Origin of the sequence: Nocardioides hankookensis, from assembly GCF_042658885.1 — a bacterium.
GTDB lineage: Bacteria > Actinomycetota > Actinomycetes > Propionibacteriales > Nocardioidaceae > Nocardioides > Nocardioides hankookensis.
Map to the genome: position 1 here is coordinate 1,181,699 of NZ_JBHSRJ010000004.1, position 24,805 is coordinate 1,206,503.

Sequence of the window (24,805 nt, forward strand, 5' to 3'; positions counted from 1 at the left end):
CTGCGTGGCAGTGGATCTCGTGGGCCGGAGCGCGCTGCTCGACGAGATCTGGCACCTCCTGCGCGAGGGGCCCCGGGTCGTCTGCGTCACCGGCGAGCCCGGCGTCGGCAAGTCATCGGTGCTGGGCGAGGTCGCTGCTCGTGCACGCACGGACGGCTGGTCGGTCCTCGCCGTCCGTGGTCGGCCGAGCGAGCAGTCGCTCTCGTACGCCGGGGTCGTCGACCTGCTCCGGGCCGCGGAGCTGGAGCTCGACCCCGTGCTGCGCTCGCGAGCCGAGGGACTGGTCGATGCGCTGGTCGGTCACGGAGCCGATCGGGCGGCCGACGCGCTCTCGTTGCGCCTCGACGTCGGCGCTTGGCTGCGAGACCTGGCCGGCCGGGCGCCGGTGCTCGTGCTCGTCGACGACCAGCAGTGGCTCGACGACAGCTCGTGGTCGGTGCTGTCGTTCGTCGCCAACCGACTGGCGGGCACCCGGGTGTCGTTCCTGGTCGCCACGCGGGCCGCGGCAGGCGCCGAGGGGCTCGAGGACCTGCCGGCGCTGGCGATCGCGCCGCTCGACCTCGACGGCTCGATGACCCTGCTCGAGGGCCTGGGCATCCGGCTCGACCCGGTCGTGCGCACCGTGATCGTCGAGCGGGCACGGGGCAACCCGCTCGCGCTGCGCGAGTTCGCGCGCACCACCGGCTCGTCGCTGACGCCGTCCGGGTCGTCCGACTCGCTCGACGTACCGCCCCGGGTGGAGGCCGCGTTCGCCGCCGAGCTGCCCGGGCTGCCCGCACCGACGCGTGACGCGTTGCTCCTGGCGGCGGCCGGAGCGACCGACATCGGCGTGCTCGGACGGGTCCTGGGAGTCGACGGGGTCGGCGACCTCGAGCCTGCCGAGGCCGTCGGGCTCGTGAGCGTCGTCGACGGCCACGTGCGCTTCCGCCACCCGCTCGTCCGGTCGACGATCTACACCCGGGCGTCGGCGCGCGAGCGGGTCAGGGCACACCGGGACCTCGCCGACGCGTACGTCGACGACCCGGCCCGACGCGTGTGGCACCGGGCCGGCGCCAGCCTGCGCGCGGACGAGGGGATCGCGGGTGAGCTGATGGCGACGGCCGCCGACGCGCGGGACCGCGGCGCGCACTCCGAGGCCGCGCGCGCGATGCTGCGCGCCGCCGAGCTGAGCCCCAGCAGGGTCGATCGGGAGTCGCGGATGCTCGAGGCCCTGATGATGCTCGGTCACACCGGTCACGTCGCCCGGCTCCAGGCGATCTCCGAGCGGATCCGGGAGGAGAGCGACGACCCGACGGTGCGCGCCCGCGCCGCCCACCAGGCGGCGTACGCGATGGCGCAGACCATGCGGCAAAGCGCCGCGCTGGACGCGCTCGAGGGCTCGCTGGAGGAGATGCTCTCGGCCGATGCCGACGCGGGCTGGGCGGCGCTGACCACCTTGGCGTCGCTGTCCTACCAGACCGGGAAGGGGTCCGAGCGCGTCCGCGGGTGGTACGACCGCTTCGTCCGGGAGGCGCCCGCCACCCCGGGGCCGATGGTCGAGATGACGCGCGCGGCGAGGACCTGGATCGAGGTCGCGCTCGCCCCGTTGTCGCGGCCACCCGAGCTCGTCGCCCGGGTGCGGGACACCCCGCCGCTCGACCTGGAGATCCCGGTGGATCTCCTGGCCGCGCAGGAGGTGATGCTCGGCGCTGCCGCCTGGTTGTTGGACGAGACCGAGGTCGCGAGCCGACGGCTGGAGAAGGGTGCCGCCCTGATGCGGCGCTCGATCGGGCCCGTCAACCTGGCGCAGACGCTGATGGCACTGGGGCAGGTGCAGTTCGACCGGGGGGCCTTCGCCGAGGCGGCCGACACCGCTCGGGAGCTGATCGACCTGGCGGAGGCGAGAAGCCTGGTGTTCTACCGCCTGGTCGGACGTGAGCTGCTCGCGCGCGTGACGGCGGTGGTGGGCAGTCCGGAGGCCGCCCGGGTCGAGGCGGAGGCGATCCTGCGGGCCCTCGACGTCGACGAGTGTGCCGCCCTCGAGGCCAACCTGATCGTGACGCTCGCCCGTGCGGCCTTCGCCGCGGGCGACCTCGCGGGCAGCGCCCGGCACGCGCGGGCGCTCTTCCGCGCCGACGGTCGACCGCTGCACCCGCACGTCTGCCTGCGGGCGCTGGGCGAGGTGGCGCAGGTGGCGGTCCGTGCGGGCGAGCGGGACGCCGTCGCCGTGATCGTCGAGCGCGCACGCGCCCGGCTCGAGGGCACGGCCGACGCGCGCTTCGAGCTGATCCTCCAGCGCGCGCTCGCGGCACTCGCCGAGGGTGACGAGGCCGAGGCGTTCCACGCGATGGCCACCAGTCACCCGCACGCGACCACGTGGCCGTTCGAGCTCGCCCATGCCGAGCTCGGCTACGGCACCTGGTTGCGCCGGCAGCGCCGGTCGACACAGGCCCGCGACCACCTGGCGACCGCCCGCGACGCCTACGCCCGACTCGGCGCCCATGCCTGGGCCGCCGTCGCCGAGGCCGAGCTGCGCGCCGCCGGTGTGGCCCAGGCGGCGATGGCCCCGGCGGACCTGGACGACCTCACCCCGCAGGAACGCCAGATCGTCCTGATGGCCGGGCGGGGCCTGACCAACCGCGAGATCGGCAAGCAGCTGTTCCTCTCGCCCCGCACCGTCTCGACGCACCTCTACCACGCCTTCCCCAAGCTCGGCGTGACCTCGCGGGCCCAGCTGCGCGACCTGCTGGACCGTCCCGCCGGCTGAGCGATCGCCGACCTACGTCATCTGACGGATGCGTCGTACGACGGGACGCTTCAGGCTCGTCGCATGACCGACATCAAGCCCGTTCTCGAGCCGGCCGCGCAGGAGTTCGTCGAGGCGACCGCGGACCCGCCGTACCTCTTCGACCTCTCCGTCGAGGAGGGCCGCAAGACCGTCGACTCCGTCCAGGACGGCGACGTCCCGGCGCCGGCCGTGGACACCGAGGAGCTCACGATCCCGGGCGGTCCCACCGGCCAGGTCTCGATCACGATCTACCGCCCCGCGGGGTCCGTCGGACCGCTGCCGGTGATCCTCTTCACCCACGGCGCCGGGTGGGTCTTCGGCGATGCGCACACCCACGACCGTCTGGTGCGCGAGCTGACCACCCGGGCCGAGGCCGCGACCGTGTTCACGAACTACGACCGCTCGCCCGAGGCCAAGTACCCCGTCGCCATCGAGCAGGTCTACAACGCGCTCGAGTGGATCGGAGAGCACGGTGCCGAGCACGACCTCGACCCGGGCCGGATCGCGGTCGCGGGCGACTCCGTGGGCGGCAACATGTCCGCCGCCGTCACGATCATGGCCAAGCAGCGCGGCGGCCCACGGCTGGCCGCGCAGCTGCTCTACTACCCCGTCACCGACGCCTCGTTCGACACCGGCTCCTACCACCAGTTCCAGACCGGCTACTGGCTGCGGCGCGACGCCATGCAGTGGTTCTGGGACCAGTACACGAGCGACGCCCAGGACCGTGCACAGATCACCGCCTCGCCCCTGCGCGCGAGCACCGAGGAGCTCTCCGGACTGCCGCAGGCCCTGGTGATCGTCGCCGAGGCCGACGTGCTGCGCGACGAGGGCGAGGCGTACGCCGCCAAGCTGCGTGAGGCCGGCGTACCGGTCACCGCCGTGCGTTACCAGGGGATCATCCACGACTTCGTGATGGTCAACGCCCTGCGCGACACCCACGCGGCCAAGGCCGCCACCGCTCAGGGAGCCGACTTCCTGCGCGCTGCTCTCTACGACCAGTGACCACTCTCAAGGAGCTCTCCATGTCCCAGCCCACCGTCGTCCTCGTCCACGGGGCGTTCGCCGACGCCTCCAGCTTCGCCGCACTCGTGCCCGAGCTGCTCGCCGACGGACTCGCCGTCCGCGTGCCCGCCGTACCGAACCGCAGCCTCGCGGGCGATGCCGAGTACATCGCGTCCGTAGTCTCCCACATCGAGGGCCCGGTCCTGCTCGTCGGCCACTCGTACGGCGGCGCCGTGATCACCGTCGCCGGCACGGCCGACAACGTGGTCGGTCTCGTCTACCTCGCCGGCTACGCCCTCGACGAGGGGGAGAGCCTGGGTGAGCTGCAGGGCGGCTTCCCCGACTCCCCGCTGGCCGAGGCGCTCGTCTACACGCCGTTCCCGCAGCCCGGTGGTGAGGACGGCACCGACGTGTCGGTCGACATCGAGCGGTTCCCCGAGATCTTCGCCGCCGACGTCGACCCCGACCTGGCGAAGGTCCTCGCGGTCTCGCAGCGTCCGCTGGCAGGCGCCGCGTTCGGTGAGCCTGCGTCGGCCGCCGCGTGGAAGACCAAGCCGGCGTGGGGGATCGTGTCCTCCTCCGACCACACCATCAACCCCGACGTCGAGCGCTTCGGCTACCAGCGCGCCAACATGACGACGGTCGAGATCGACTCCTCGCACCTCGTCATGCTGGCCCATCCGAAGGAGGTGGCGGACGTGATCCGCACCGCCATCGAGACGATCGGGTCGTAGTCGACCCGTGAACGGGCACGACGGCCGCTGGCCGCGGTTGCTGGTCGACGACTGGACCGAGACCCGGGAGACGCTGCACCGCTGGGTGCAGGTCGTGGGCAGGATCCGGCTGTCGCTCGCGCCGTTCGAGAACCACTGGTGGCACGTCCCGCTCTACGTCAACGCGATCGGGCTGACGACCTCGCTGATGCCGGCGGGTGGTCGCGGGCTGGAGGTCCAGTTCGACTTCGTCGACCACCGGCTGCTGCTGGACTGCACCGATGGCCGCCGTCGCACCGTCGAGCTCACGCGCCGGTCGGTCGCGGACTTCTACGAGGAGGTCCGCGCCCGGCTGGGTGAGCTCGACGTGCACGCGCCGATCGGCGCGACCCCGGTCGAGGTCGAGGACGCGACCCCCTTCGCGGAGGACGAGCACCACGCGTCGTACGACCCCGACGCGGCGCACCTCTTCTGGCTGTCGCTGGTCAAGGCCCACGGCGTGCTGTCCGAGTTCCGCGGCGAGTTCCGCGGGAAGGCCAGCCCGGTCCACTTCTTCTGGGGCGCCTTCGACCTGGCCGTGACCCGCTTCTCCGGCCGGCCCGCGGCGCGGCACCCCGGCGGGGTGCCCAACTGTCCCGACCGGGTGATGTGGGAGGCCTACTGCGCCGAGGTCTCCAGCGCCGGCTTCTGGCCCGGCGGCAGCCCGGAGGGCAGCTTCTACTCCTACGCCTACCCGGAGCCGCCTGGCTTCCGGTCCGCCGCGGCCGGACCCGCGGGAGCGGCGTACGACGAGGGCCTCGGCGAGTTCCTGCTGCCCTACCACGTGGTCCGGGAGTCGACCGAGCCCGATCGCCTCGTCCTGGAGTTCCTGCGCTCGACGTACCAGGCCGCCGCACGGCTGGGGGAGTGGCCCGACCAGGTCACCAGCCCGGCGGCAGGCTGGTGAAGTCGGGCTCCCGTCCTTCCGCAAACGCCGTCAGCGCCTCCAGGTTGGCCGGGCCGCCCATCAGCTCGGCGAAGGCGGCGTTCTCGCGGTCGCGGGCTGCGCGGATCTCGGCGCGCACGGGCTCGGTCATGGTGCGCTTCACGGCGATGAGCGAGGAGATCGGGCGGGCAGCGAGCACCTCGGCGTGCCGTCGGGCCTCGGGCAGCAGGTCGTCGGGCTCGCAGACCCGCCAGACCAGGCCCATCTCCTTGGCCTCGGCGGCGGAGACCCACTCCGCCGAGAGCAGCATCCAGGCGGCGTCCTGGCGGCCGAGCAGCTGCGGGAAGAGGTACGACGAGGCCGCCTCGGGCGCGACGCCGAGGCTGGTGAACGGGCACTTCAGGCGCGCGGTCGTCGACATGAATGCGAGGTCGGCGTACCCCAGGATCGTCGCGCCGATCCCGAGCCCGACGCCGTTGACCGCGCAGACGAGCGGCTTCGGGAAGGCGACCAGCGCGTCGAGCAGGCCCAGGAACCCGTGCTTGCCGGGCACGAAGTCCGGGTCGGTCGCCCGGGCGTGCATCTCGAGCAGGTCGGTGCCCGCGCTGAACGCCCGGCCGTTGCCGGTCAGCAGCACCACCGCGACGCCCGGGTCCTCCGCCGCGGCCAGCAGCGCCTCGGCGGTCGCGTCGTACAACGCCTCGTTGAAGGCGTTGAGCGCGTCCGGACGATCGAGCGTGATGGTGCGGACCCGGTTACTGTCGGAGACCTGGAGAGTCATGGTCGGAGGATAGGGCTACGGTCGGGGCGTGGACGGACGGGTGCGGGAGTGGCGACCCGACTGGCCGTGCCCGGTCGGCGCGGCCCTCGGCGGCCTGCGGCGCGGCGGCGGCGACCCGACGTACCGCGTGGTCGGCGACCAGCACTGGCGTGGCATCCGTACGCCGGCCGGACCGGCCACGCTGGCCATCGAGCCGCGCTCGGGCGAGGGCGTCGTCCGCGCCGAGGCCTGGGGTCCGGGCGCGGGCTGGGCGCTCGAGTCGGTCCCGGCGCTGCTCGGCGCCGACGACGACGTGACCGGCTTCGAGCCGCGCACGCCCGAGGTCGAGCAGGCGTGGCGCCGCTACGGCCAGTGGCGGATCGGCCGCACCGGCCTGGTGATGGAGGCGCTGACGCCGGCGATCATCGAGCAGAAGGTGACCGGGCAGGAGGCGTTCGCGGGGTTCCGGATGCTCGTGCACCGGTACGGCGAGCGCGCCCCCGGCCCCGGCGTCGAGCAGAAGCTCTGGGTGCAGCCGTCGGCCGACACGATCCGCCACGTCCCGTCGTGGGAGTGGCTGCGCATGCACGTCGACCCCGCCCGCTCGCGCACCCTGGTCAACGCCGCCCGGGTGGCCGACGCGCTCGAGCGCACGGTCGGCCTGCCGGGGGACGAGGTCGAGCGCCGGCTGACGTCGCTGCCCGGCATCGGCGTCTGGACGGCGGCCGAGGTGCGGCAGCGCGCCCACGGCGACGCCGATGCCGTCTCATTCGGCGACTACCACGTCGCCCACCACGTCGGCTGGGCCGTCGAAGGTCGTGACTTCGACGACGACGAGATGGCCGCCTACCTCGAACCCTGGCGCCCGCACAGGAACCGGGTCGTCACGCTGCTGCTGCTCGCCGGCCGCAAGCGTCCGCGGCATGGGGCTCGGATGGCTCCTCGGACGCATCTGCCAGCCAGCGTCACCAGACGTTGATCCGGCGGCCTTCCGCCCAGGATGCAGCGGCTTCTCGTAGAAGTGTGGACTGATGCCCCGCAGGGACCGGGCAGTGAGCGCGGCCGCACTCGAGGCAGAGCGCTTAGGTCCGCAGTTCTACGACGAAACGGCCGTGTGCGCGATCCGGCACCGGTGCGCCAGCAACCGAATGCCGTCCGATTCCGGGCGGATGTGGTTGCCTGCTCACCGCCCGGTCGATCGACACCACCGGTAGGAGCATTCCACCGCTTTTGATGCAGGCCCTCCCGCCTCGAGAGCGTCACACGGGAGCGGTCCGCAGAGCCTCAGAAGTAGTTGTCAGGCAGCGTCGCAAGCCACGCAAGACAAGCCATGACGAGGACAAGAAGCCCCACCAGGACAGCGACAGCGACGTGAGCGATGCGAGAACGCCGACGGTCGTGCACCGCTGCAGCCTAGGGGAGTTGCGTCCGCAGCGTCGGCGTGACGACCAGCGCCACCGGATAGCGTGCACCGCATGCCCATCAAGCTCGAGAACGTCGGCATCGCAGTCAGAGACCTGGAGGAGGCGATCGCCTTCTTCACCGACCTCGGGCTCAGCGTGCTCGGCACCGACACGGTGAGCGGGGAGTGGACGGACACCGCGGTCGGGCTGGACGGCAACCACGCGAAGATCGCGATGCTGCAGACGCCGGACGGCAACGGGCGGCTGGAGCTGTTCGAGTACATCCACCCCGACGCGATCGAGACCGAGCCGACGCTCCCCAACGAGATCGGGATGCACCGGGTGGCGTTCTCGGTCGACGACCTCGACGCGGCGCTGGAGGTCGCGGCGCGGCACGGCTGTCACCCGCTGCGCGGGGTGGCGACGTACGAGGACGTCTACAAGCTGACCTACCTGCGCGGGCCGAGCGGCATCCTGGTGATGCTCGCCGAGGACATCACAGGTCGATGACGGAGACCCGGACGCGGCGCTCCTTCGGGTCCTCGACGTTGTCGCGTGTCTTCGCCCGGGCCTCGCCGTACGGGTAGAGCGTGTAGCGCGCGCCGGGACCGATGACCCCCATGAGCGCGTTGCGCACCTGGACCACGCGGCGTTGCGAGAGGCGCTTGTTGGCCGCCGAGGGCTGGGTCGTGCTGGTGAACCCTTCGAGGGAGATGATCAGCCGGCCCTGCTTGATCTTGGTGCGTACGGCGGGCGGCAGGGCGGTGTACCAGCTGTAGAGCCGCTGCTGCTCGCGCGCGCCGACGGCGGACGAGCCGGGTGGTGAGAAGAGCACGGTGACGCCGTACGCGCGGGACCGCTTCCGTCGGGGGATCGGCTGGGGGCAGGGGAGCGGCGCGACCACGCGACGACCGGACCGCATCAGCCGGTCGACGATGTCCGGGCTCCCGACCTGCTTGAGCAGGATCTTGCCGGTGACGGCGGGTGCGTACTCGATCGGGAAGCCGAGGACGATCGCGTAGGTCCGGTCGACGCCGTTGACGCGCGCCCGCACGTGTCGCGCCTTGCAGAAGCGGGAGCGGAAGAACTTCGTCTCGACCTTCCGCTTGAGCAGCAGCGACCACCAGCCGCGGCGGAAGACCGGCTCGGTGTCGAACCCCTGGCTCCCGAGCCCCGTCAGGATCATCAGGTCGCCGTTGATCGGGACCTTCGGTGGGTCCTCGGCCTCGAGCAGTGGGTACGACGTCATCGTTCGACGGTAGGGCTGCGGCGCCTCGCCCGGGAGTCGCGTATCCGGGCTAGCGCGAACCGGGTCAGTCGCCCAGCTCCGGGACCCCCCACGTCGACAGGCAGAACGGGTGGCCGGCAGGGTCGGCGTACACGAAGCAGTGGTCGTCGTTGGGCTGGTGCTCGAGCAGGGTGGCGCCGGCCGCCAGCACCCGCGCCCCGGTCGCCTCGAGGTCGTCGACGAAGAATTCGAGGTGAAGCTGCATCGGCACCTCGCCGCCCGGCCAGGTCGGTGGCTGGTGGTCGGCGACCTGCTGGAAGCCGAGGTCTCCGTTCGGTCCCTGGACCAGCGCCCAGTGCTCGGTGCCCTTCGCGACCCCGCCGGTGATCTCGGCGTAGAACCGTGCGAGCGCGATCGCGTCGGGCGCGTTGACCGTCGTCCCGCTGAGGCGGATCAGGTCTGACATCAGCCGATCTCCATCTGCTGGTAGGCGGGCGTGAGCTCCTCCCAGCGCCGCTTCCAGCTCGGCGCCCCGGCGTCGGAGCTCCAGCCCTCCGGGTGGACGGGACCGCCGGCCTCCAGCGACCGCCCGAGGTCCTCGAGGTGGACCCGCCAGCCGGAGGCGTGGAAGGGGAGGTGGGTGATCGGCAGGCCGCGTTCCTCGACCACCAGCCGGGTCCGGTCGCCCTCCTCGGTCAGCCATGCCTCGATCTGGCCCTCGTCGTCGGTGCCCGGCTCGGTGGTCAGCAGCAGGTGGTGGGGCGCCTCGCACGCCTCGACGACCATCGGACCCGTCCAGGTGCTGGTGAAGACGACCTGGACAGTGCCGCCGACCCGCAGGTCGCCCTCGACCCGGGCGAGCCAGCGGGCTAGGCGCTCGGGCGTCGTGCACGCCTGCCAGAGGTCGTCGATGTCCGTTTCGTAGAGGTCCTCGACCCGGACCGCTCCGCTGGTCTCGTCGAGTGCTCGCATCGTCGCGGTCGTCGTCATCGTCGTGCCTTCTTCCCTCGTGCGATCTCGGTGTGGAGTGCGTCGAGCCGGCTCTCCCAGAGCCGGCGGTAGGGCCCGAGCCACTCGTCGACCTCGACGAGCGCCTCCGGACGGAGTGCGTAGATGCGGCGCTGCGCGTCCTGGCGTACGTCGACCAGCCCGGCCTCGCGCAGCACGCGGAGGTGTCGGGACACCCCCGGGCGGGCGATCGGAAGGGCGGCGGCCAGCTCTCCCGCCGTCGCGGGGTGGTCGCGGAGCATCTCGAGAACGGTCCGCCGGCTCTCGTCGGCCAGCGCGTGCAACACGGCGTCCATGACGCCCAATGTACCTATATGGTTACGTAACCACAAGGGTACATTCGGGATCGCGTCTACTGCGCGCCCGGGAACCCCTGCTGGCGCCAGGCCTCGTACGTCGCGACCGCGGCCGAGTTCGACAGGTTCAGCGACCGGCGCCCGGGCACCATCGGGATCCGGACCCGCTCGGTGACCCGCGGGTGCGCGAGCACCTCGTCGGACAGGCCGGTCGGCTCGGGCCCGAAGAGCAGCACGTCGCCGGGCCGGAAGGCGACGTCGGTGAACCACCGGGTGGCGTGGGCGGTGAACGCGAACACCCGCGACGAGGCCAGCGCCGTACTGCCGAGCGCGCTGTCGAGGTCGGCGTGCACGACCACCGACGCCAGGTCGTGGTAGTCGAGCCCGGCACGCTTCAGCCGGGGCTCGTCGAGCTCGAAGCCGAGCGGCTCGACCAGGTGCAGCGTCGCCCCGGTGCCGGCAACCATCCGGATCGCGTTGCCGGTGTTGGGCGGGATCCGGGGCTCGAGGAACATCACGTGGAACACGCGAGTACACCTAGAGCAGCGGCCGCAGCGGCGCGAGGATCATCTCGGTGAACTTGCGGTGCAGGTCGCGGGCAGCCCACTCACTCGCGGTCAGCTCGAGGCAGTTGGACTCGTCGGCGGCGTAGATCTTCTCCATCGTCGCCGCGAAGTCCGCGTCGATGACCTCGACGTTGATCTCGTAGTTGCCCTGGAGGCTGAGCCGGTCGACGTTGGCGGTGCCGATGGTCGACCAGGTGCTGTCGATCGTGGAGGTCTTCGCGTGCACCATCGCGTCGCGGAAGCGGAAGATCCGCACGCCCGCGTCGAGGAGCTGGGAGAAGTAGCCGCGCGAGATCCAGTCGGCCACGATGTGGTTGGACTTGAGCGGCAGCAGCAGTCGTACGTCGACGCCGCGCTGCGCGGCCGCCTTCATCGCGTCGACGAAGTCCTGGTCGGGGCAGAAGTAGGCGTGCGTCATCCAGACCCGTTGTGACGCCCGGTTGATCGCCTCGATGTACATCGACCGGATGGGGAACATCCAGAGCCGCGGCACGTTGCGGTGGAAGCGGATCCGGGTCTCCCAGGTCGACGCCGTCTCCAGCAGCAGCGGCCGCTCGGACGTGCCGATCCGACGCCGGCGGTTGAGGTTCCAGAAGTCCGCGAACGCCCGCTTCAGGTCCCAGACCCCCGGCCCGGTGATGCGCACGTGCGTGTCGCGCCACTCGGTCGCGTACGCCGTGCCGATGTTGTAGCCGCCGACGAACCCGACCGCGTCGTCGACGACCAGGATCTTGCGGTGGTCACGGCCGTAGCGGGCGAAGTCGTAGAACTTCCAGCCCGCCGGGTAGATGGGGTAGCGCAGCACCTTCATGGTCGGCGGGAAGCGCTTGAAGCGCGGCGACACGACGAGGTTCGCGAAGCCGTCGTAGATGCAGTAGACCTCGACCCCGCGGTCGGCCGCCGCGGCGAGAGCCGTCTTGAACCGCTCGCCGACCTCGTCGCCCTTCCAGATGTAGGTCTCGAAGAGGATCTGCTTCTGCGCGCCGTCGATGGCGGCGAGCATCGCGTCGTACAGGTCCTGCCCGAAGGTGTACGGCGTGAGCGCACCGTCGCCGACGGGCACCTCGACCGGCGGCGTGACCGGGAACGGCTTGGGCTTCTTGCCGCGGCGCCGGTAGGAGTCGACCAGCGACATCCCGATGGCGAGCGCCATCTGGATGCCGAAGAGCGTGAGCAGGGTGCGACGGAGCACCCGGAGCAGCCGCTCGAAGGACCGGGTCGTGTCGCTCACCCGGTCAATCTAGCGATCGCCGGTCTACGCCCCGACCGCCGCACCCATCTGCTCGAGCGAGAACTCCGTCACCCTCACCAGCGCCTGCTTCACCGACTCGCGCCGGCGGGCGTCGATGCGGATCACCGGCGTGCCGGGGGAGAGGGCGAGTGCCGCGGCGACGTCCTCGAGCGGGTACTGCGCGGCGTCCTCGAACTGGTTGACGGCGACGATGAACGGCAGGCCCCGCTGCTCGAAGTAGTCGAGCGGCGAGAACGCCTCGTCGAGGCGCTCGGTGTCGACGAGCACGATCGCGCCGATCGCGCCCAGGCACAGGTCGTCCCACATGAACCAGAAGCGGCGTTGGCCCGGCGTACCGAAGAGGTAGAGGACGAGGTCCTCGCCGAGCGTGATGCGACCGAAGTCCATCGCCACGGTCGTGGTGCCCTTGCGGGGCACGGCCGCGAGGTCGTCGATGCCCTCGGACTGGTTGGTCACGAGCGCCTCGGTGCGCAGCGGCATGATCTCGGAGACCGTGCCCACCAGGGTGGTCTTGCCGACGCCGAAGCCGCCGGCGACGACGATCTTCGTCGAGGCCGCGGTGCGCGGGTCGCTAGAGCGTGCGGAGTCCACGGAGCGTCCTTTCGATCAGGTCCCGACGTTCGGCGTACGTCGAGTCCTCTTGGATGGTCGTCTGCACTCGGACCTGGCCGAGCTCCACGAGGTCGGCGAGCAGCACCCGCACGACGCCGATGGGCATCGCCACGAGCGCGGCGACCTCGGCCACCGAGCGGCGGTCGCAGACCTCGAGGATGCGGGTGAGGTGGGCCTCGACCGGGCCGGCGCTGGCCGACCCGAGGCGGCGCAGGGTCGCCTCGACGGGCAGCTCGACCCGCGGCTTGGTGCGACCCGCCGTGAGGGTGAAGGGACGCACCCGCACGGCGGCCGACGCGTCGTCGGCTGGTGGGGTCTCGGTGGCCATCGCGTCACCCCGGAGTGTCACTCAGGACGCGCGCCCGGGCCTGGACCATCTGGCCGACGCGGTCGACCAGGAGTGCCATCTCGTAGCCGACCTGCCCGATGTCGGCGGAGTCCTGGGTCAGCACGGCGAGGTGCGACCCGTCGCCGACGCTCATCAGCAGCAGGTAGCCCTGCTCCATCTCGACCACCGTCTGGAGCACCGCGCCGCCGTCGAAGAGGCGGGAGGCGCCCACTGCCAGGCTGGCCAGCCCGGAGGAGACAGCGGCCACCTGCTCGGCCCGGTCCTCCGGGATGCCGGAGCTGGCGGCCATCAGCAGCCCGTCGGCGGAGACCAGGATCGCGTGGGCGGCGGCCGGCACCTCCTCGACGAACCGGCTCACGACCCAGTCGAGCTCGCGGGTCGCGCTCGGGGAGGCCACGGAGGGGGAGTACATGTTCATGCGGGGTCGCCTTCTTTCACGGACAGGTCGGCCTTCTCGGACTGGTCGGCGCTCTGCTGGAGGCTCTGGTCGGCGCGGCCGCGGGAGACACCGGCGGCGTGCGCCGCCAGCCGGGCGCGGATCGCCTCGGGGTCGCGGACGACGGGCGGGGCCGCGGCCGTCACCCCACCGGGGACCAGGCGCTGGCCCGGTCGGCGGACGGGGAGGCCGGACGCGCCGACGGCGTCGCTCGGGGGCTCGGCGACCCGGTGCGCCGCCTCCCAGCCGGCCTCGACCTCGGTCGAGGCCCAGCCCTGGGAGTGGCTGCCGGAGCTGCTGAACCAGTTCGACTGCAGGGTCGCGAAGATCGGGGACTCCTCGGTGCCGATGGGTTCTCCTGCGGGGAGTGAGTCCTGGAGGGGCTCACGCTGGGTCTGGGGTTGCGGCTCGCGCCGGGGCACGAGCGTCGGGACGACGGCGACGGGCGCGACGACGACCGGCTCCGGCTCCACGGCGGGCTCGGGGACGACCACGACCGCCTCCGGCTCGGGCTCGGGCGCGGGCTCGGGTTCCGGTACGACGGCCACAGGCTCGGGCTCGGGCACGACGGGCGCCGGCTCGCTGACGGGCTCGCTCACCCGGCCGGGCTGGCGCTGGGGCAGACGGGTCAGGGCGTCGATGGCCGCCATGTAACGCGTCGTCGAGTCCTGCTCGGCCGTCTGGGTGCTCACCTGCTCGGGCCGGGGCACCGGCGCGAGGGTGGCGGCCGCGGCGACGGCCGGCGCCTCGTCGTACGTCGCCGCGGCGGTCGGTGCGGGCGTCTCGGCCGGCGCCGAGGACTGCGGCGTCGGCGCCGCCGTCCCGAGGGCGACCTGGTTGCCCGGGAGGAGGGTGTCCGGGAGGACGACGCGGGCGGTCACGCCACCACGCTCGTTGAGCTCGAGCCGCACCTGGATGCCCCGGCGACGGGCCAGGCGGCTGACCACCAGGAGGCCCATCCGGCGGGCCGTCTCGGCGTTCACCTGGCCGCCGGACGCGAGCTCGGCGTTCAGCCGGGTCAGGTCGCCGGTCGCCACACCGAGGCCGGCGTCGGCGATCTCGACCTCGACGCCGGCGGTGGTGCGGATCGCCTCGACCATCACCGCGGCGGTCGGCGGTGAGTAGTTGAGCGCGTTGTCGACGAGCTCGGTGAGCAGGTGGACCACGTCGGGCGCGGCCGCGCCGGCCAGCCGGATGTTGGGCGTCGAGAGGATCTGCACCCGCTGGTAGTCGCGCACACCCGCGATCGCCGCCTGCAGCAGGTCGGCGATGGTGAGGTCCGCGCCGTCCGCGCCCGCGGTCGGGGCGTCGGCGAGGACCATCAGGCTCTCCGCCGTACGACGCATGCGGGACGCGAGGTGGTCGAGCCGGAAGAGGCTCTCGAGCCGGCGCGGGTCCTCCTCGTCGCGCTCGAGGTCCTCGATCAGGCCTAGCTGCTGGTTGATGAGGGTGGTGTTGCGCCGCGACAGGGTCGCGAACATCTCGCCCACCTGCGTGCGCAGCTCGGCCTCGCCGGAGGCCAGGGTGATCGCCTGGCGGTGCATCTCGTCGAAGGCCCGGGCCAGCTGGCCCATCTCCTCCTCCGTCGTGACGTCGATCGGTGTGATGTCGTCGACCTGGGCGCCGGAGCGGATCCGCTCGACGGTCTTGGGCAGCTCCACCTGCGCCACCTGCAGCGCGCCGTCGCGCACCCGGCGGATCGGGCGGACCAGGGTGCGGGCCACCATCAGGGCGAGGAGCACGGCGACCAGGAGGGCTGTGCCGGTGACCACGGCGCTCGCGATCGCGAGGTTGCGCGCACTCCTGGCCGCCGCGTTGAGGTCGCCGTCGATCTCGGCGAACAGGTCGGTGGTCAGCTGGTCGTAGGGCTTGTACGCCGTCTTGTCGCCCATGTTGTTGCCGCCGGAGCGGACGGAGGCGAAGCGCTGCGAGTTGAGGCTGGTCAGCGCCGACACCTCCGGCTGGGTCGCACCCAGCGCGGAACCGAGACGGTCGATCGCGGACGCCTCCGTGCCGACCTCGGCGGCGAGGTCGGTCTGGCTGACGAGCGAGCTGCCGTCGTACGCGACCTGGAACTGCTGCATCGAGAGCGAGAGCCGACCGTCGATCGCGTTCAGGACGACCGGGAGCAGCGGCTCGGGCTGCGCCTGCTCGTTGACGATCTGCGTGAGGAGCTGGGTGATCCCACGGTGCAGCTGGCGCACCTGGGAGACCGACTGGCCGACGCTCACGTAGGCCTCGCCGTTGCGCAGCTGCTGGCTCAGGTCCATGATCGTCCGGACCTGCACCTGCTGGGCGTCGGTGAGGTCCGCGTCGCCTGCGGCCTGCTCGAACTCCTCGGCCGCAGCATCGACCTGCTTCACCGCGGCGTCCCGCTTGGGGTCGACGGCGCTGGTCTTGTGGCGTGCGACGATCGCGGCGTTCTCGGCGGCGTTCAGGTAGTCGACCGCCGGTGGCAGCACCGTCACCTGGCTCGCCGCGGCGGCGTGGTCGGCGCTGCTCTCGAGCTCCTTGTTCACGCGCAGGGTGCCGAAGGTCGCTGCGAAGAGCAGCGGCACGGCGATGACGAGCACGATCTTGCGGCGCAGGGGCCACCCGGACACGTGCAGGATTTTTCGTGACATCGACATCCCCTTGGTCACGAGGCGATGATCTGAGCGCCTACCTTCGGACATCGACAGGGCCTTCCGGCATCGGCCAGACGGTCAGGAGATGGCCCAGACGGGCTATGCCGCTGCGCTCCCTGGGGACTGTCGGTGGCGCCGTCTAGGCTCGTCGGCATGCGACCAGTGACCGATCTCGAGCGCCGGGTGGCGCCCTTCAAGGTCGTCTCCGACTACCAGCCGTCGGGCGACCAGCCGGCCGCGATCGAGGAGATCACGCGTCGGGTCAACGGTGGTGTCCAGGACGTCGTGCTGCTCGGCGCGACCGGCACTGGCAAGACCGCGACCGTCGCGTGGGTGGCCGAGCAGGTGCAGCGGCCGATGCTCGTGCTCCAGCCCAACAAGACGCTCGCCGCGCAGTTCGCCAACGAGCTGCGCCAGCTCTTCCCCGACAACGCGGTCGAGTACTTCGTCTCCTACTACGACTACTACCAGCCCGAGGCCTACGTCCCGCAGACGGACACCTACATCGAGAAGGACTCCTCGATCAACGAGGAGGTCGAGCGGCTGCGACACTCGGCCACCAACAGCCTGCTCACCCGGCGCGACGTGATCGTGGTCAGCACCGTCTCCTGCATCTACGGCCTCGGCACGCCGCAGGAGTACGTCGACCGGATGCTCCGGCTGCGGGTCGGCGAGGAGCGCGACCGCGACTCGATCCTGCGCCAGCTCGTCGAGATCCAGTACACCCGCAACGACATGTCCTTCACCCGCGGCACCTTCCGGGTCCGCGGCGACACCCTCGAGATCTTCCCGGTCTACGAGGAGCACGCGGTCCGCATCGAGTTCTTCGGTGACGAGATCGAGCGGCTGATGACGCTGCACGCGGTCACCGGCGAGGTGCTGACGGAGGACAAGGAGCTCTACGTCTTCCCGGCCACCCACTACGTCGCCGGCCCCGAGCGCATGGAGCGGGCCATCAACGGCATCGAGCTCGAGCTCGAGGACCAGCTGGCCGCCTTCGAGCGGCAGGGCAAGCTGCTGGAGGCGCAGCGGCTGCGGATGCGCACGACGTACGACGTCGAGATGATGCGCCAGGTCGGCTCGTGCTCGGGCATCGAGAACTACTCGATGCACATGGACGGCCGCACCCGTGGCTCGGCGCCCAACTGCCTGCTCGACTACTTCCCCGAGGACTACCTCGTCGTCATCGACGAGTCCCACGTCGCCGTGCCGCAGATCGGCGGCATGTACGAGGGCGACATGTCCCGCAAGCGCAACCTGGTCGACCACGGCTTCCGGCTGCCGAGCGCGATGGACAACCGGCCGCTGCGCTGGGAGGAGTTCCTCGACCGGGTCGGCCAGACGATCTACCTGTCGGCGACCCCCGGCAACTACGAGCTCGACAAGGTCACCGTCAACGGCGGCCAGCCCGACGTCGTGGAGCAGATCATCCGGCCGACCGGCCTGATCGACCCCGAGGTCGTCATCAAGCCGACCAAGGGCCAGATCGACGACCTCATCCACGAGATCCGCAGCCGCGCCGAGAAGGACGAACGGGTCCTGGTCACCACGCTGACCAAGAAGATGTCCGAGGACCTCACCGACTACCTCCTCGACGCCGGCATCCGCACCCGCTACCTGCACTCCGAGGTCGACACCCTGCGTCGCATCGAGCTGCTCCGCGAGCTGCGGATGGGGGAGTACGACGTGCTCGTCGGCATCAACCTGCTCCGCGAGGGCCTCGACCTGCCGGAGGTGTCCCTGGTTTCCATCCTGGACGCCGACAAGGAGGGCTTCCTGCGCTCGGACAAGTCGCTGATCCAGACGATCGGCCGCGCGGCCCGCAACGTCTCGGGCCAGGTGCACATGTACGCCGACAAGATCACCCCCTCCATGGAGCTGGCGATCGAGGAGACCAACCGGCGCCGCGAGAAGCAGGTCGCCTACAACAAGGCGGCCGGCGTCGACCCGCAGCCGTTGCGCAAGAAGATCGCGGACATCACCGAGATGCTCGCCCGCGAGGACGAGAACACCCAGGAGCTGCTGCAGACCTGGGCCGGCACGGCCGCGAAGGGCCGGGCGGGCGGCGTGAAGGCGCGTCAGCCGGTCCCGGGCCTGTCCAAGGCGGCCGCCGGGCAGCACGCCCCGGACATCTCCGGCATGCCGAGCTCCGACCTCGCCCAGCTCATCCAGGAGCTCACCGACCAGATGAAGAACGCCGCGGCCGAGCTGCAGTTCGAGGTCGCCGCCCGGATGCGCGACGAGATCTCCGACCTCAAGAAGGAGCTCCGCCAAATGATGGAGGCGACGAAGTGAGGGTCTCGATACACGCCGCTCGTTCCTCGCGGCGCACTCGACCACCGAGACGTCGCTGGTCGAGTAGCGAGCGCCAGCGAGCGTATCGAGACCCTCGGGAGGATGAGAGATGACAAGTGCCAAGAACGTGCAGGTCACCTTCGACTGCGCCGACCCCCGCGCCCTCTCGCTGTTCTGGAACGCGACCCTCGGCTACGAGCTCCCGGCCCCACCGCCGGGGTTCGACTCCTGGGACGCCTTCTCGGAGACACTCCCCGAGGAGAAGCGCAACATGGCCTCCGCGTCCCAGGATCCCGCCGGGGTGGGGCCGCGGCTGTTCTTCCAGCAGGTGCCCGAGGACAAGGTGGTCAAGAACCGGGTGCACCTCGACGTCCGGGCCGCGCCCGGCCTCGAGGGGGACGACCGGATGGCAGCCCTGGAGGCCGAGTGCGAGCGGCTCGTCGCGCTCGGCGCCACCCGCCTGGAGCGCTCCGAGCCCGCGCCGCCGATGAGCGGCGGCTTCATCGTGATGCAGGACCCCGAGGGCAACGAGTTCTGCCTGGACTGACCCGCTGTAACGCGCACGGCCTCGCGGACGCTTCCCCTCACGAGGTACCGGTGCACTCACGGGGGTGCACCGGCCTCCACAGTCGAGGGAGACAACGATGCGTGCACCCATGGTCCGGGCGGCTGGCGCCGCCGTCGCCGTCCTGGTGACGGCGGCAGCGCTGATGACGCCGAGCAGCAACGCGGCCGCCCCTCAGCGCGCAGCCCACGCCCGCGCCGCCGCGGTGACGCTGAAGGCGCCGGCGCGCGTCGATGAGGGTGACCGCGTGGTGCTGACCGGTCTCGTCCGGGTCCGCCCGGCGGGCGGGACAGTCACCGTCCAGCGCATGTTCAAGTACACCGGTGAGTGGCGCAACGTGGGGCGGGCGAAGGTGGGCGGGCGAGGGGGCGTCCGGTTCGTCGACGTCGCCCACCGCGGTGGCGTCCGCTACTACCGCCTGGTGGTCCCGACGCGGCACTCCCGCGTGGTGAGCAAGGGGGTTGCGGTGACCGTGTGGACCTGGCACGACCTGAGCGACGAGCCCTACAGCAGCCGACTCGGCACGTTCCAGCGGCAGTACGTCAATGTGCTCGACGGCATCTTCTACGACGACGGCATCGTCGCCGACGATGCGATCGACAGCGGCTTCATGGAGTGGGACCTCGAGGACACCCGCGGCGTGTGCACGAAGCTGCGCGCCCACGTCGCCTCGCAGGGCATCGACTACGCCCACGGCAGCGTCCTCGTTGACGGCGTCGAGGTCGGCTCGGGCGACTTCGTCGACGGCTACGGGCCGTTCGGGGTGTCGAAGGACATCTCCGGCGCACGGTCCGTCCGCTTCGAGTGGAGCAAGCCGGCCGACAGCTCCGAGTCGCTGATCATGTACGACTCCGCGGTCTACTGCTCGTACTGACCGGTGCAGCCCGCATCCCGATGATCCCGGCCGCAGGCCTAGCATTGACGGAGTGAACCAGCCGACCACGATCACGCCACGTGCGTGGTCGGTCTGGCTGGTCGGTCTGCTCATCTACTTCGTCGCGGTCTTCCACCGCTCGTCGCTCGCGGTCGCCGGGCTGGCGGCCACCGAGCGCTTCGACATCTCGGCCGCCCAGCTGGCGACGTTCACGATGCTCCAGCTGCTCGTGTACGCCGGCATGCAGATCCCGGTCGGCCTGCTGGTGGACCGGTTCGGGTCGCGCAGCGTGCTGCTGTGCGGCCTGACCCTGATGACGCTCGCGCAGGGCGGCTTCGCGCTCGCGGACAGCTATCCCGCCGCGCTCGTCGCCCGGGTCTTCGTCGGCATGGGCGACGCGATGACCTTCATCTGCGTGCTGCGGCTGGTGGCGACCTGGTTCCCGACCCGCCGGATCCCGTTCTTCACCCAGCTGACCGGCACGCTCGGCCAGCTCGGGGCGGTGCTGGCCGCCGTACCGATGACGTGGGCGCTCGGCCACCTCGGGTGGACGAAGGCCTACCTCGTTGCTGCCTCGCTCGGGCTCGCGCTCGCGGTCGTCGTGCTGCTGGTCCTGCACGACACCCCGTCGCAGCGCCACCTGCGGGGCCCGGCCATGTCCTTCCCCGCCGTACGCCACAGCCTGGCGTCCTCGTGGGCCCACCCCGGCACCCGGCTGGGCTTCTGGATGCACTTCTCCACCCAGTTCAGCGCGACGGCGCTCAGCCTGCTGTGGGGCTACCCGTTCTTCGTCAAGGGCGAGCACCAGTCGTCGGCGACGGCCGGAGCGCTGCTCACCGTGATGGTGCTGGCGGTGATGGCCGCCGGGCCCACGCTCGGGTGGCTGGTCGGGGCGCACCCGTGGCACCGATCGACGATGGTGCTCACCATCGTGGCGGCGATCGTCACCGCGTGGACGGTGGTGCTCGCGTGGCCCGGTCACGCGCCGACCTGGATGCTCTTCGTGCTCGTCGTCGTGGTCGGCATCGGCGGCCCCGCCTCGATGATCGGCTTCGACGTCGGCCGGACGTCCAACCCGAACGAGCGCCTGGCCAGCGCGAGCGGGATCATCAACCAGGGCGGCTTCGCCGCCAGCCTGGTGCTCGTCATCGTGATCGGCCTGGTCCTGGACTGGCGTACGCCGGGCAGCAGCACCGACTACACGCCGTCGGCGTTCCGGTGGGCGATGAGCACCCAGTACGTCATCTGGGCCATCGGCCTGGTCCAGGTCGTCCGCTACCGGGTCAAGACCCGTCGCGTCGTCGACCGCGACGAGCTCGAGGGGATCGCGGTCCGGTCTAGTCCAGCCGTGTAACGTCGACGGCTCCCGCGGCGCTGTGGTTGTTGCCAGGCGTCGATCGCCGGCGTACGACGACGAAACGGAGACTCGGAACATGAAGCCCACGTCCAAGATCGCGGTCCTCGCACTCGGAGCGGCCCTCACGGCAGGACTGGTCGCCCCCGCCACCTCGGACGCTGCCCCGGCGCAGCGCAAGGCGGCCTTCAAGGTGACCCTCAAGGCGAGCAGCACGAAGGCCGTCGTCGGCAAGCCGCTCATCGTCGCCGGCAAGGTCAAGCCCGCCGTGAAGGGCACCCCGGTGGTCCTGCAGCGCAAGCTCGCGGGTGGCAAGTGGGCCGTCGAGGCGCGCCTCAAGACCAGCAAGAAGGGCGCCTACACCTACACCGACAAGCCTCACATCGCGGGTGTGCGGCAGTACCGCGCCGTCGTGCCCAAGGCCGGCAAGGTGCGCCCCGGTGTGAGCCGGGCGGTGAAGGTGACCGTCTACGCCTGGCACTCGCTGACCGACACCCCGACCCGCACCGCGACCGGGACCGGGACGCTCTACGGCACCAAGATCGCCGGGAAGACCTACTCGCCCTCGTACGGACCGACCGACGGCGCCTTCGTGGGCAACGCGGACTGGAACCTCGACCCGACCTGCACCACGCTGCGGGTGCGGTTCGGCAACGGTGACGACAGCGACGAGGGCGCGACCGCGCACCTCACCCTGACCGGTGACGGCGAGACGCTCTTCACCGGCTCCTACGGGCTCACCCAGTCCGCGGTCAAGACCTTCGACATCCGCAAGGTCTTCCGCCTGGCCTACTCCTGGACGTCGACCGCCGCGGGCAGCGACGTCCCGGCGCCCGGCGCGCAGCCGCTGCTCGCCCAGCCCGAGCTGCTCTGCGCCTCCTGAGCGCACGCTCCACCACCATCGGGGGCCGGGTTTCGCCCGGCCCCCGACGGGCTACGTTGCGGGCATGACGACCATCGACCTGGGCCGGCCCGTGCAGGGTGACGTCGTGGAGCTGATCCTCGACGATCACCGCCGCTTCGAGACGCTGCTGCGCGACCTGCGCGACAGCAGCTCGGACCGCGACGCCGTACGCCGCGCCTTCGCCGCGCTCCACGTCGCGCACGCGGAGGCGGAGGAGAAGTACGTCTATCCCAAGTTGCGGCGCAAGCACGCGGTCGGCGAGCACGAGGCCGAGCACGGGGTGGAGGAGCACGCCGAGGGCAACGAGGCCCTGCTCGCCGTGCTCGAGCTCAAGGGCACCGACACCCAGGCCTTCGACGACGCGGTCGAGGAGCTCGCGAAGGTGGTCAACCACCACCTGACCGAGGAGGAGCTGACCATCCTCAACCCGGCTCGCGAGGAGGTCGGGCCGCAGGTGCGCGCCGACCTGGGGGAGCAGTTCGCCACCGAGCGGAACGCCCAGATCGACGCCGACTGCGGCACCCTCACCAACGTGCGCCGGATCGTCGCGGCCGCCCGCAGGGAGGGTCTGCTCGACGACGACGAGGACGACGACGAAGAATGAGCCCGTGGACGTCGAGGAGCTGCAGGCCTACTGCCTCGCGAAGCCGGGTGCCTGGCCCGACTTCCCCTGGGAGCACGAGCACCCGGTGATGAAGGTCGGCGAGGGGGAGCGCGGCAAGATCTTCGCCTTCCTCGGCGCCGAGGGGGTCGGCCTGAAGGGCGGCCCGAGCCGGGAGGTCGCCGACGAGTGGCTCGACCGCTTCCCCGGGGACGCGACCGTGATGCGCTACATCGGCCGCTCCGGCTGGAACGACCTCGCCTTCCGTGGCGCGATCCCCGACGACGAGATCCTCGAGGCCGTCGACGAGTCCTACCGCTTGGTCGTGGCGAAGCTCCCCAAGAAGTACCGCCCGGCTACTCCGGACGCTGACGGACCACCGCGAGGCTGACGAGCCGGGCGACCACCAGGGCGACGTAGAAGACGCCCGCGACCATCTCGACCATCGCCAGCGACCGCGCGTGGGCCAGTACCGGCACCACGTCGGAGAGCCCGACGCTGGTCAGCGTCGTGAACGACAGGAACAGCAGCTCGAACCAGCTGCGGTCGCCGGAGCCGACCGCGCCGACGAACGACCCCGGCCAGATGACTTGCGCTGCCGCGTAGAGGTAGGCGAAGCCCCAGGCCACGACCGTGAAGGCCGCGCCGGTCGCGAAGAGCTCGTCGCGGGTGACCCGGTCGTCGTGGAAGAGGTAGCGCAGCATCGCGTACGAGACGTAGAAGTAGAACGGCGCGTGGAAGAGCGCGGACGCGAGGACGACGCCGTCGACGTCGGGCTGCACGGCCTCGACGACGGTGAGGACCATCGCGGGGCCGCCGAGCAGCACGGCGACCCAGGTCAGCGCGGGCGTGCGGCGTACGGCGGCCAGGGCGGCCAGCACGACGACCAGCTGGACGACCCCGATGACCGAGCGGCCCAACGCGGTCTCGTCGAAGAACGGGTAGGCGAGCACCGCGACCAGCTGGGCGCTCAGCAGGATCGCCGAGGGATGCGCGAGGACGGTGTCGGCCCGACTGCGGAGCGTCACTCCGACGCCTTGTCGTTGGGGGTCCAGGGCTGGCCGAGCTCCTTGGCGCGCTTCTTCTCGAGCCGGCGCTCGTGGCTGCGGACGATGTCCTGCTTGCGGGAGACGGTCTTCGCGACATTGATGCCGGTGCCGAGCGCGACGAAGGCCGGCCACGGGAAGTGGCCCGGCCCGGTGGTCAGGAACCAGATCACGGTCGTCACCAGGGTGGCGAAGAGGAACCCGAAGACCGCCTCGCGCCGGTCCGAGCGGTACTTCTCGACCGCCTTCTCGTGGATCTCGCCCGAGGTCGCGTAGGCGAGACCGCGACCGGTGGAGGCACTCGTGCTGGGTACCAGGTCGGCCACGACCGGCACCAGCTCGCCCAGGGTCCGGGACCGCGTCACCTGCTCGGTGCGCTCGTCGAGCTCCTCACGGTCGAGCCGCCCGTCGGCGTACGCCTCGGTCAGCGCCTGCTCGACGGTGGCCCGGTCCTGGTCCGAGGCCCGCATGGACCGGAACTGCTCGTCGCGCGGGTCGTGGCTGAACGACGACCAGAACTCCTTGTCCACGTCGTCATCGTAGGTGGGCGCCTGGTGGTTTCGAGGCTCGCTCCGCTCGCACCTCAACCACCGTGTCGTCTCGCTCCGCTCGCACCTCAACCACCGTCACGGTGGTTGAGGTGCGAAGGCCGCTAGGCCTGAGCCTCGAAACCACCCTCCTCCGCGCGTCGTCGCTGCACGGCACTGCGCCGCGACAGGTCGGGGAGTGCGTCGAACTCACCGCGGATCAGGGCCTCGCGCTTGCGCCGGTTCCAGCCCTGGACGCGTTTCTCGTAGGCGAAGGCCTGCTCGATCGAGTCGAACCAGCAGCACCAGGCGAGCACCACCGGCTGCCGGTGTCGGGTGTAGGCGGCGCCGAGATCGGGACTGTTGTGCTGCCACACCCGAGCATCGACGTCCCAGGTGCTGCCGACGTAGTAGGAGTCGTCGGCGCACCGCACGATGTAGGTGTAGGGCATCGACCCAGCGTCGGTCCGAGCGACGTCGGACGCAACGGCGTACGCCGGGCCTGTGGATGGTGGTTTCGAGGCTCGGCGCTAGCGCGCCTCGCACCTCAACCACCGACACGGTGGTTGAGGTGCGAAGGCCGCTAGGCCTGAGCCTCGAAACCACCAGCGCCCCGGCGTACGACCCCCAGCACCGGTCCAGCCCACGTTTCGCGGGCGTTACCTCCGGGGATGTACGTCGTTGACGCGTGGGAG

General features: G+C 71.3%; 27 protein-coding genes. 13 read left to right on the top strand and 14 right to left on the bottom strand.

All coding sequences use genetic code 11. The features are described 5' to 3' along the window. The first annotated feature begins 4 nt into the window (after positions 1 to 4). From ACFPYL_RS12135 to ACFPYL_RS12150, 4 genes are all read left to right on the top strand, one after another. The gene (locus tag ACFPYL_RS12135; RefSeq protein WP_379154228.1) at positions 5 to 2,746 is read left to right on the top strand and encodes a helix-turn-helix transcriptional regulator; all 2,742 of its coding nucleotides are present in this window, start codon (positions 5 to 7) and stop codon (positions 2,744 to 2,746) included. A gap of 63 nt (positions 2,747 to 2,809) precedes the next feature. Further along, the gene (locus tag ACFPYL_RS12140; protein ID WP_379154229.1) at positions 2,810 to 3,769 is read left to right on the top strand and encodes an alpha/beta hydrolase; all 960 of its coding nucleotides are present in this window, start codon (positions 2,810 to 2,812) and stop codon (positions 3,767 to 3,769) included. 20 nt (positions 3,770 to 3,789) lie between these two features. Next, on the top strand, positions 3,790 to 4,503 hold the full coding sequence (locus ACFPYL_RS12145; protein WP_379154231.1) for an alpha/beta hydrolase: 714 nt from the start codon (positions 3,790 to 3,792) through the stop codon (positions 4,501 to 4,503). 7 nt (positions 4,504 to 4,510) lie between these two features. Continuing rightward, complete coding sequence (locus tag ACFPYL_RS12150) at positions 4,511 to 5,428, top strand: DUF5996 family protein (RefSeq protein ID WP_379154232.1); 918 nt, start codon at positions 4,511 to 4,513, stop codon at positions 5,426 to 5,428. Here ACFPYL_RS12150 and ACFPYL_RS12155 read toward each other — a convergent pair. Next, positions 5,403 to 6,188, bottom strand: a complete 786-nt coding sequence (locus ACFPYL_RS12155) for an enoyl-CoA hydratase/isomerase family protein (RefSeq protein WP_379154233.1) — start codon at positions 6,186 to 6,188, stop codon at positions 5,403 to 5,405. The genes ACFPYL_RS12150 and ACFPYL_RS12155 overlap by 26 nt on opposite strands. A gap of 28 nt (positions 6,189 to 6,216) precedes the next feature. Between ACFPYL_RS12155 and ACFPYL_RS12160 the strand changes: the two genes are divergently transcribed. Together ACFPYL_RS12160 and ACFPYL_RS12165 are read left to right on the top strand one after the other, a co-directional pair. Continuing rightward, positions 6,217 to 7,146, top strand: coding sequence for a DNA-3-methyladenine glycosylase family protein (locus ACFPYL_RS12160; RefSeq protein WP_379154234.1), 930 nt, complete (start codon positions 6,217 to 6,219; stop codon positions 7,144 to 7,146). Positions 7,147 to 7,642: 496 nt separating this feature from the next. Then, positions 7,643 to 8,080 (top strand): VOC family protein, encoded by a 438-nt coding sequence (locus tag ACFPYL_RS12165; RefSeq protein ID WP_379154235.1) that lies wholly within the window; start codon positions 7,643 to 7,645, stop codon positions 8,078 to 8,080. Here the strand turns inward: ACFPYL_RS12165 and ACFPYL_RS12170 are convergent. From ACFPYL_RS12170 to ACFPYL_RS12215, 10 genes are all read right to left on the bottom strand, one after another. Continuing rightward, a complete protein-coding gene (locus ACFPYL_RS12170) occupies positions 8,067 to 8,819 on the bottom strand; it encodes a hypothetical protein (protein WP_379154236.1) in 753 nt (250 codons plus the stop codon). The two genes, ACFPYL_RS12165 and ACFPYL_RS12170, sit on opposite strands and share 14 nt — an antisense overlap. Positions 8,820 to 8,883: 64 nt before the next feature. After that, the gene (locus ACFPYL_RS12175) at positions 8,884 to 9,264 is read right to left on the bottom strand and encodes a VOC family protein (RefSeq protein WP_379154237.1); all 381 of its coding nucleotides are present in this window, start codon (positions 9,262 to 9,264) and stop codon (positions 8,884 to 8,886) included. Continuing rightward, complete coding sequence (locus tag ACFPYL_RS12180) at positions 9,264 to 9,788, bottom strand: SRPBCC family protein (RefSeq protein ID WP_379154238.1); 525 nt, start codon at positions 9,786 to 9,788, stop codon at positions 9,264 to 9,266. Before ACFPYL_RS12180 ends, ACFPYL_RS12175 begins: the two co-directional genes overlap by 1 nt. Next, on the bottom strand, positions 9,785 to 10,102 hold the full coding sequence (locus ACFPYL_RS12185; protein ID WP_379154239.1) for an ArsR/SmtB family transcription factor: 318 nt from the start codon (positions 10,100 to 10,102) through the stop codon (positions 9,785 to 9,787). The genes ACFPYL_RS12180 and ACFPYL_RS12185 overlap by 4 nt, the downstream gene beginning before the upstream one ends. 56 nt (positions 10,103 to 10,158) lie before the next feature. Further along, on the bottom strand, positions 10,159 to 10,629 hold the full coding sequence (locus ACFPYL_RS12190; RefSeq protein WP_379154240.1) for a tRNA (cytidine(34)-2'-O)-methyltransferase: 471 nt from the start codon (positions 10,627 to 10,629) through the stop codon (positions 10,159 to 10,161). Between the two features lie 10 nt (positions 10,630 to 10,639). Beyond that, positions 10,640 to 11,899: a phospholipase D-like domain-containing protein gene (locus ACFPYL_RS12195; RefSeq protein ID WP_379154241.1), complete on the bottom strand. Its 1,260-nt coding sequence runs from the start codon at positions 11,897 to 11,899 to the stop codon at positions 10,640 to 10,642. A gap of 24 nt (positions 11,900 to 11,923) precedes the next feature. Next, a complete protein-coding gene (locus tag ACFPYL_RS12200; protein WP_379154242.1) occupies positions 11,924 to 12,511 on the bottom strand; it encodes a GTP-binding protein in 588 nt (195 codons plus the stop codon). Then, positions 12,492 to 12,860 carry a DUF742 domain-containing protein gene (locus tag ACFPYL_RS12205; protein ID WP_379154243.1) on the bottom strand — a complete coding sequence of 123 codons (369 nt, stop codon included), beginning with the start codon at positions 12,858 to 12,860 and terminating at the stop codon, positions 12,492 to 12,494. Before ACFPYL_RS12205 ends, ACFPYL_RS12200 begins: the two co-directional genes overlap by 20 nt. Positions 12,861 to 12,864: 4 nt before the next feature. Then, entirely contained in the window at positions 12,865 to 13,299 is a 435-nt protein-coding gene (locus ACFPYL_RS12210) for a roadblock/LC7 domain-containing protein (RefSeq protein ID WP_449289711.1), read from the bottom strand. Beyond that, the gene (locus tag ACFPYL_RS12215; RefSeq protein ID WP_379154244.1) at positions 13,296 to 15,920 is read right to left on the bottom strand and encodes a HAMP domain-containing sensor histidine kinase; all 2,625 of its coding nucleotides are present in this window, start codon (positions 15,918 to 15,920) and stop codon (positions 13,296 to 13,298) included. The genes ACFPYL_RS12210 and ACFPYL_RS12215 overlap by 4 nt, the downstream gene beginning before the upstream one ends. A 177-nt stretch (positions 15,921 to 16,097) precedes the next feature. On the opposite strand from ACFPYL_RS12215, the gene uvrB reads away from it, so the two are divergent. The 7 genes from uvrB (at position 16,098) to ACFPYL_RS12250 (ending at position 22,928) form a co-directional block, all read left to right on the top strand. Continuing rightward, positions 16,098 to 18,239, top strand: a complete 2,142-nt coding sequence (uvrB, locus tag ACFPYL_RS12220) for an excinuclease ABC subunit UvrB (RefSeq protein WP_379154245.1) — start codon at positions 16,098 to 16,100, stop codon at positions 18,237 to 18,239. Between the two features lie 109 nt (positions 18,240 to 18,348). Next, entirely contained in the window at positions 18,349 to 18,786 is a 438-nt protein-coding gene (locus ACFPYL_RS12225; protein WP_379154246.1) for a VOC family protein, read from the top strand. Positions 18,787 to 18,883: 97 nt separating this feature from the next. Then, entirely contained in the window at positions 18,884 to 19,678 is a 795-nt protein-coding gene (locus tag ACFPYL_RS12230; RefSeq protein ID WP_379154247.1) for a hypothetical protein, read from the top strand. Positions 19,679 to 19,730: 52 nt separating this feature from the next. After that, positions 19,731 to 21,032 carry an MFS transporter gene (locus tag ACFPYL_RS12235; protein WP_379154248.1) on the top strand — a complete coding sequence of 434 codons (1,302 nt, stop codon included), beginning with the start codon at positions 19,731 to 19,733 and terminating at the stop codon, positions 21,030 to 21,032. Between the two features lie 79 nt (positions 21,033 to 21,111). Next, positions 21,112 to 21,915, top strand: coding sequence for a hypothetical protein (locus ACFPYL_RS12240; RefSeq protein ID WP_379154249.1), 804 nt, complete (start codon positions 21,112 to 21,114; stop codon positions 21,913 to 21,915). A gap of 64 nt (positions 21,916 to 21,979) precedes the next feature. Then, entirely contained in the window at positions 21,980 to 22,540 is a 561-nt protein-coding gene (locus tag ACFPYL_RS12245) for a hemerythrin domain-containing protein (RefSeq protein ID WP_379154250.1), read from the top strand. Between the two features lie 4 nt (positions 22,541 to 22,544). Then, positions 22,545 to 22,928, top strand: a complete 384-nt coding sequence (locus tag ACFPYL_RS12250; protein ID WP_379154251.1) for an MmcQ/YjbR family DNA-binding protein — start codon at positions 22,545 to 22,547, stop codon at positions 22,926 to 22,928. Here ACFPYL_RS12250 and ACFPYL_RS12255 read toward each other — a convergent pair. The 3 genes from ACFPYL_RS12255 to ACFPYL_RS12265 all read right to left on the bottom strand — a co-directional run bounded on the left by ACFPYL_RS12255 (position 22,894) and on the right by ACFPYL_RS12265 (position 24,562). Then, entirely contained in the window at positions 22,894 to 23,565 is a 672-nt protein-coding gene (locus ACFPYL_RS12255) for an ion channel (protein WP_379154253.1), read from the bottom strand. The genes ACFPYL_RS12250 and ACFPYL_RS12255 overlap by 35 nt on opposite strands. Next, positions 23,562 to 24,113 carry a DUF1707 SHOCT-like domain-containing protein gene (locus ACFPYL_RS12260; RefSeq protein ID WP_379154255.1) on the bottom strand — a complete coding sequence of 184 codons (552 nt, stop codon included), beginning with the start codon at positions 24,111 to 24,113 and terminating at the stop codon, positions 23,562 to 23,564. The genes ACFPYL_RS12255 and ACFPYL_RS12260 overlap by 4 nt, the downstream gene beginning before the upstream one ends. Before the next feature lie 122 nt (positions 24,114 to 24,235). Then, complete coding sequence (locus ACFPYL_RS12265) at positions 24,236 to 24,562, bottom strand: GIY-YIG nuclease family protein (protein ID WP_379154256.1); 327 nt, start codon at positions 24,560 to 24,562, stop codon at positions 24,236 to 24,238. Between the last annotated feature and the right edge of the window lie 243 nt (positions 24,563 to 24,805).

What these genes read in the sequence shown, in the direction of transcription:
- ACFPYL_RS12205 (WP_379154243.1), bottom strand. Translation starts at nt 12,860, where the DNA reads ATGGCCACCGAGACCCCACCAGCCGACGACGCGTCGGCCGCCGTGCGG.
- ACFPYL_RS12170 (WP_379154236.1), bottom strand. Translation starts at nt 8,819, where the DNA reads ATGACGTCGTACCCACTGCTCGAGGCCGAGGACCCACCGAAGGTCCCG.
- ACFPYL_RS12155 (WP_379154233.1), bottom strand. Translation starts at nt 6,188, where the DNA reads ATGACTCTCCAGGTCTCCGACAGTAACCGGGTCCGCACCATCACGCTC.
- ACFPYL_RS12180 (WP_379154238.1), bottom strand. Translation starts at nt 9,788, where the DNA reads ATGACGACGACCGCGACGATGCGAGCACTCGACGAGACCAGCGGAGCG.
- ACFPYL_RS12230 (WP_379154247.1), top strand. Translation starts at nt 18,884, where the DNA reads ATGCGTGCACCCATGGTCCGGGCGGCTGGCGCCGCCGTCGCCGTCCTG.
- ACFPYL_RS12245 (WP_379154250.1), top strand. Translation starts at nt 21,980, where the DNA reads ATGACGACCATCGACCTGGGCCGGCCCGTGCAGGGTGACGTCGTGGAG.
- uvrB (WP_379154245.1), top strand. Translation starts at nt 16,098, where the DNA reads ATGCGACCAGTGACCGATCTCGAGCGCCGGGTGGCGCCCTTCAAGGTC.
- ACFPYL_RS12210 (WP_449289711.1), bottom strand. Translation starts at nt 13,299, where the DNA reads ATGAACATGTACTCCCCCTCCGTGGCCTCCCCGAGCGCGACCCGCGAG.
- ACFPYL_RS12265 (WP_379154256.1), bottom strand. Translation starts at nt 24,562, where the DNA reads ATGCCCTACACCTACATCGTGCGGTGCGCCGACGACTCCTACTACGTC.
- ACFPYL_RS12185 (WP_379154239.1), bottom strand. Translation starts at nt 10,102, where the DNA reads ATGGACGCCGTGTTGCACGCGCTGGCCGACGAGAGCCGGCGGACCGTT.
- ACFPYL_RS12175 (WP_379154237.1), bottom strand. Translation starts at nt 9,264, where the DNA reads ATGTCAGACCTGATCCGCCTCAGCGGGACGACGGTCAACGCGCCCGAC.
- ACFPYL_RS12165 (WP_379154235.1), top strand. Translation starts at nt 7,643, where the DNA reads ATGCCCATCAAGCTCGAGAACGTCGGCATCGCAGTCAGAGACCTGGAG.
- ACFPYL_RS12225 (WP_379154246.1), top strand. Translation starts at nt 18,349, where the DNA reads ATGACAAGTGCCAAGAACGTGCAGGTCACCTTCGACTGCGCCGACCCC.
- ACFPYL_RS12240 (WP_379154249.1), top strand. Translation starts at nt 21,112, where the DNA reads ATGAAGCCCACGTCCAAGATCGCGGTCCTCGCACTCGGAGCGGCCCTC.
- ACFPYL_RS12140 (WP_379154229.1), top strand. Translation starts at nt 2,810, where the DNA reads ATGACCGACATCAAGCCCGTTCTCGAGCCGGCCGCGCAGGAGTTCGTC.
- ACFPYL_RS12145 (WP_379154231.1), top strand. Translation starts at nt 3,790, where the DNA reads ATGTCCCAGCCCACCGTCGTCCTCGTCCACGGGGCGTTCGCCGACGCC.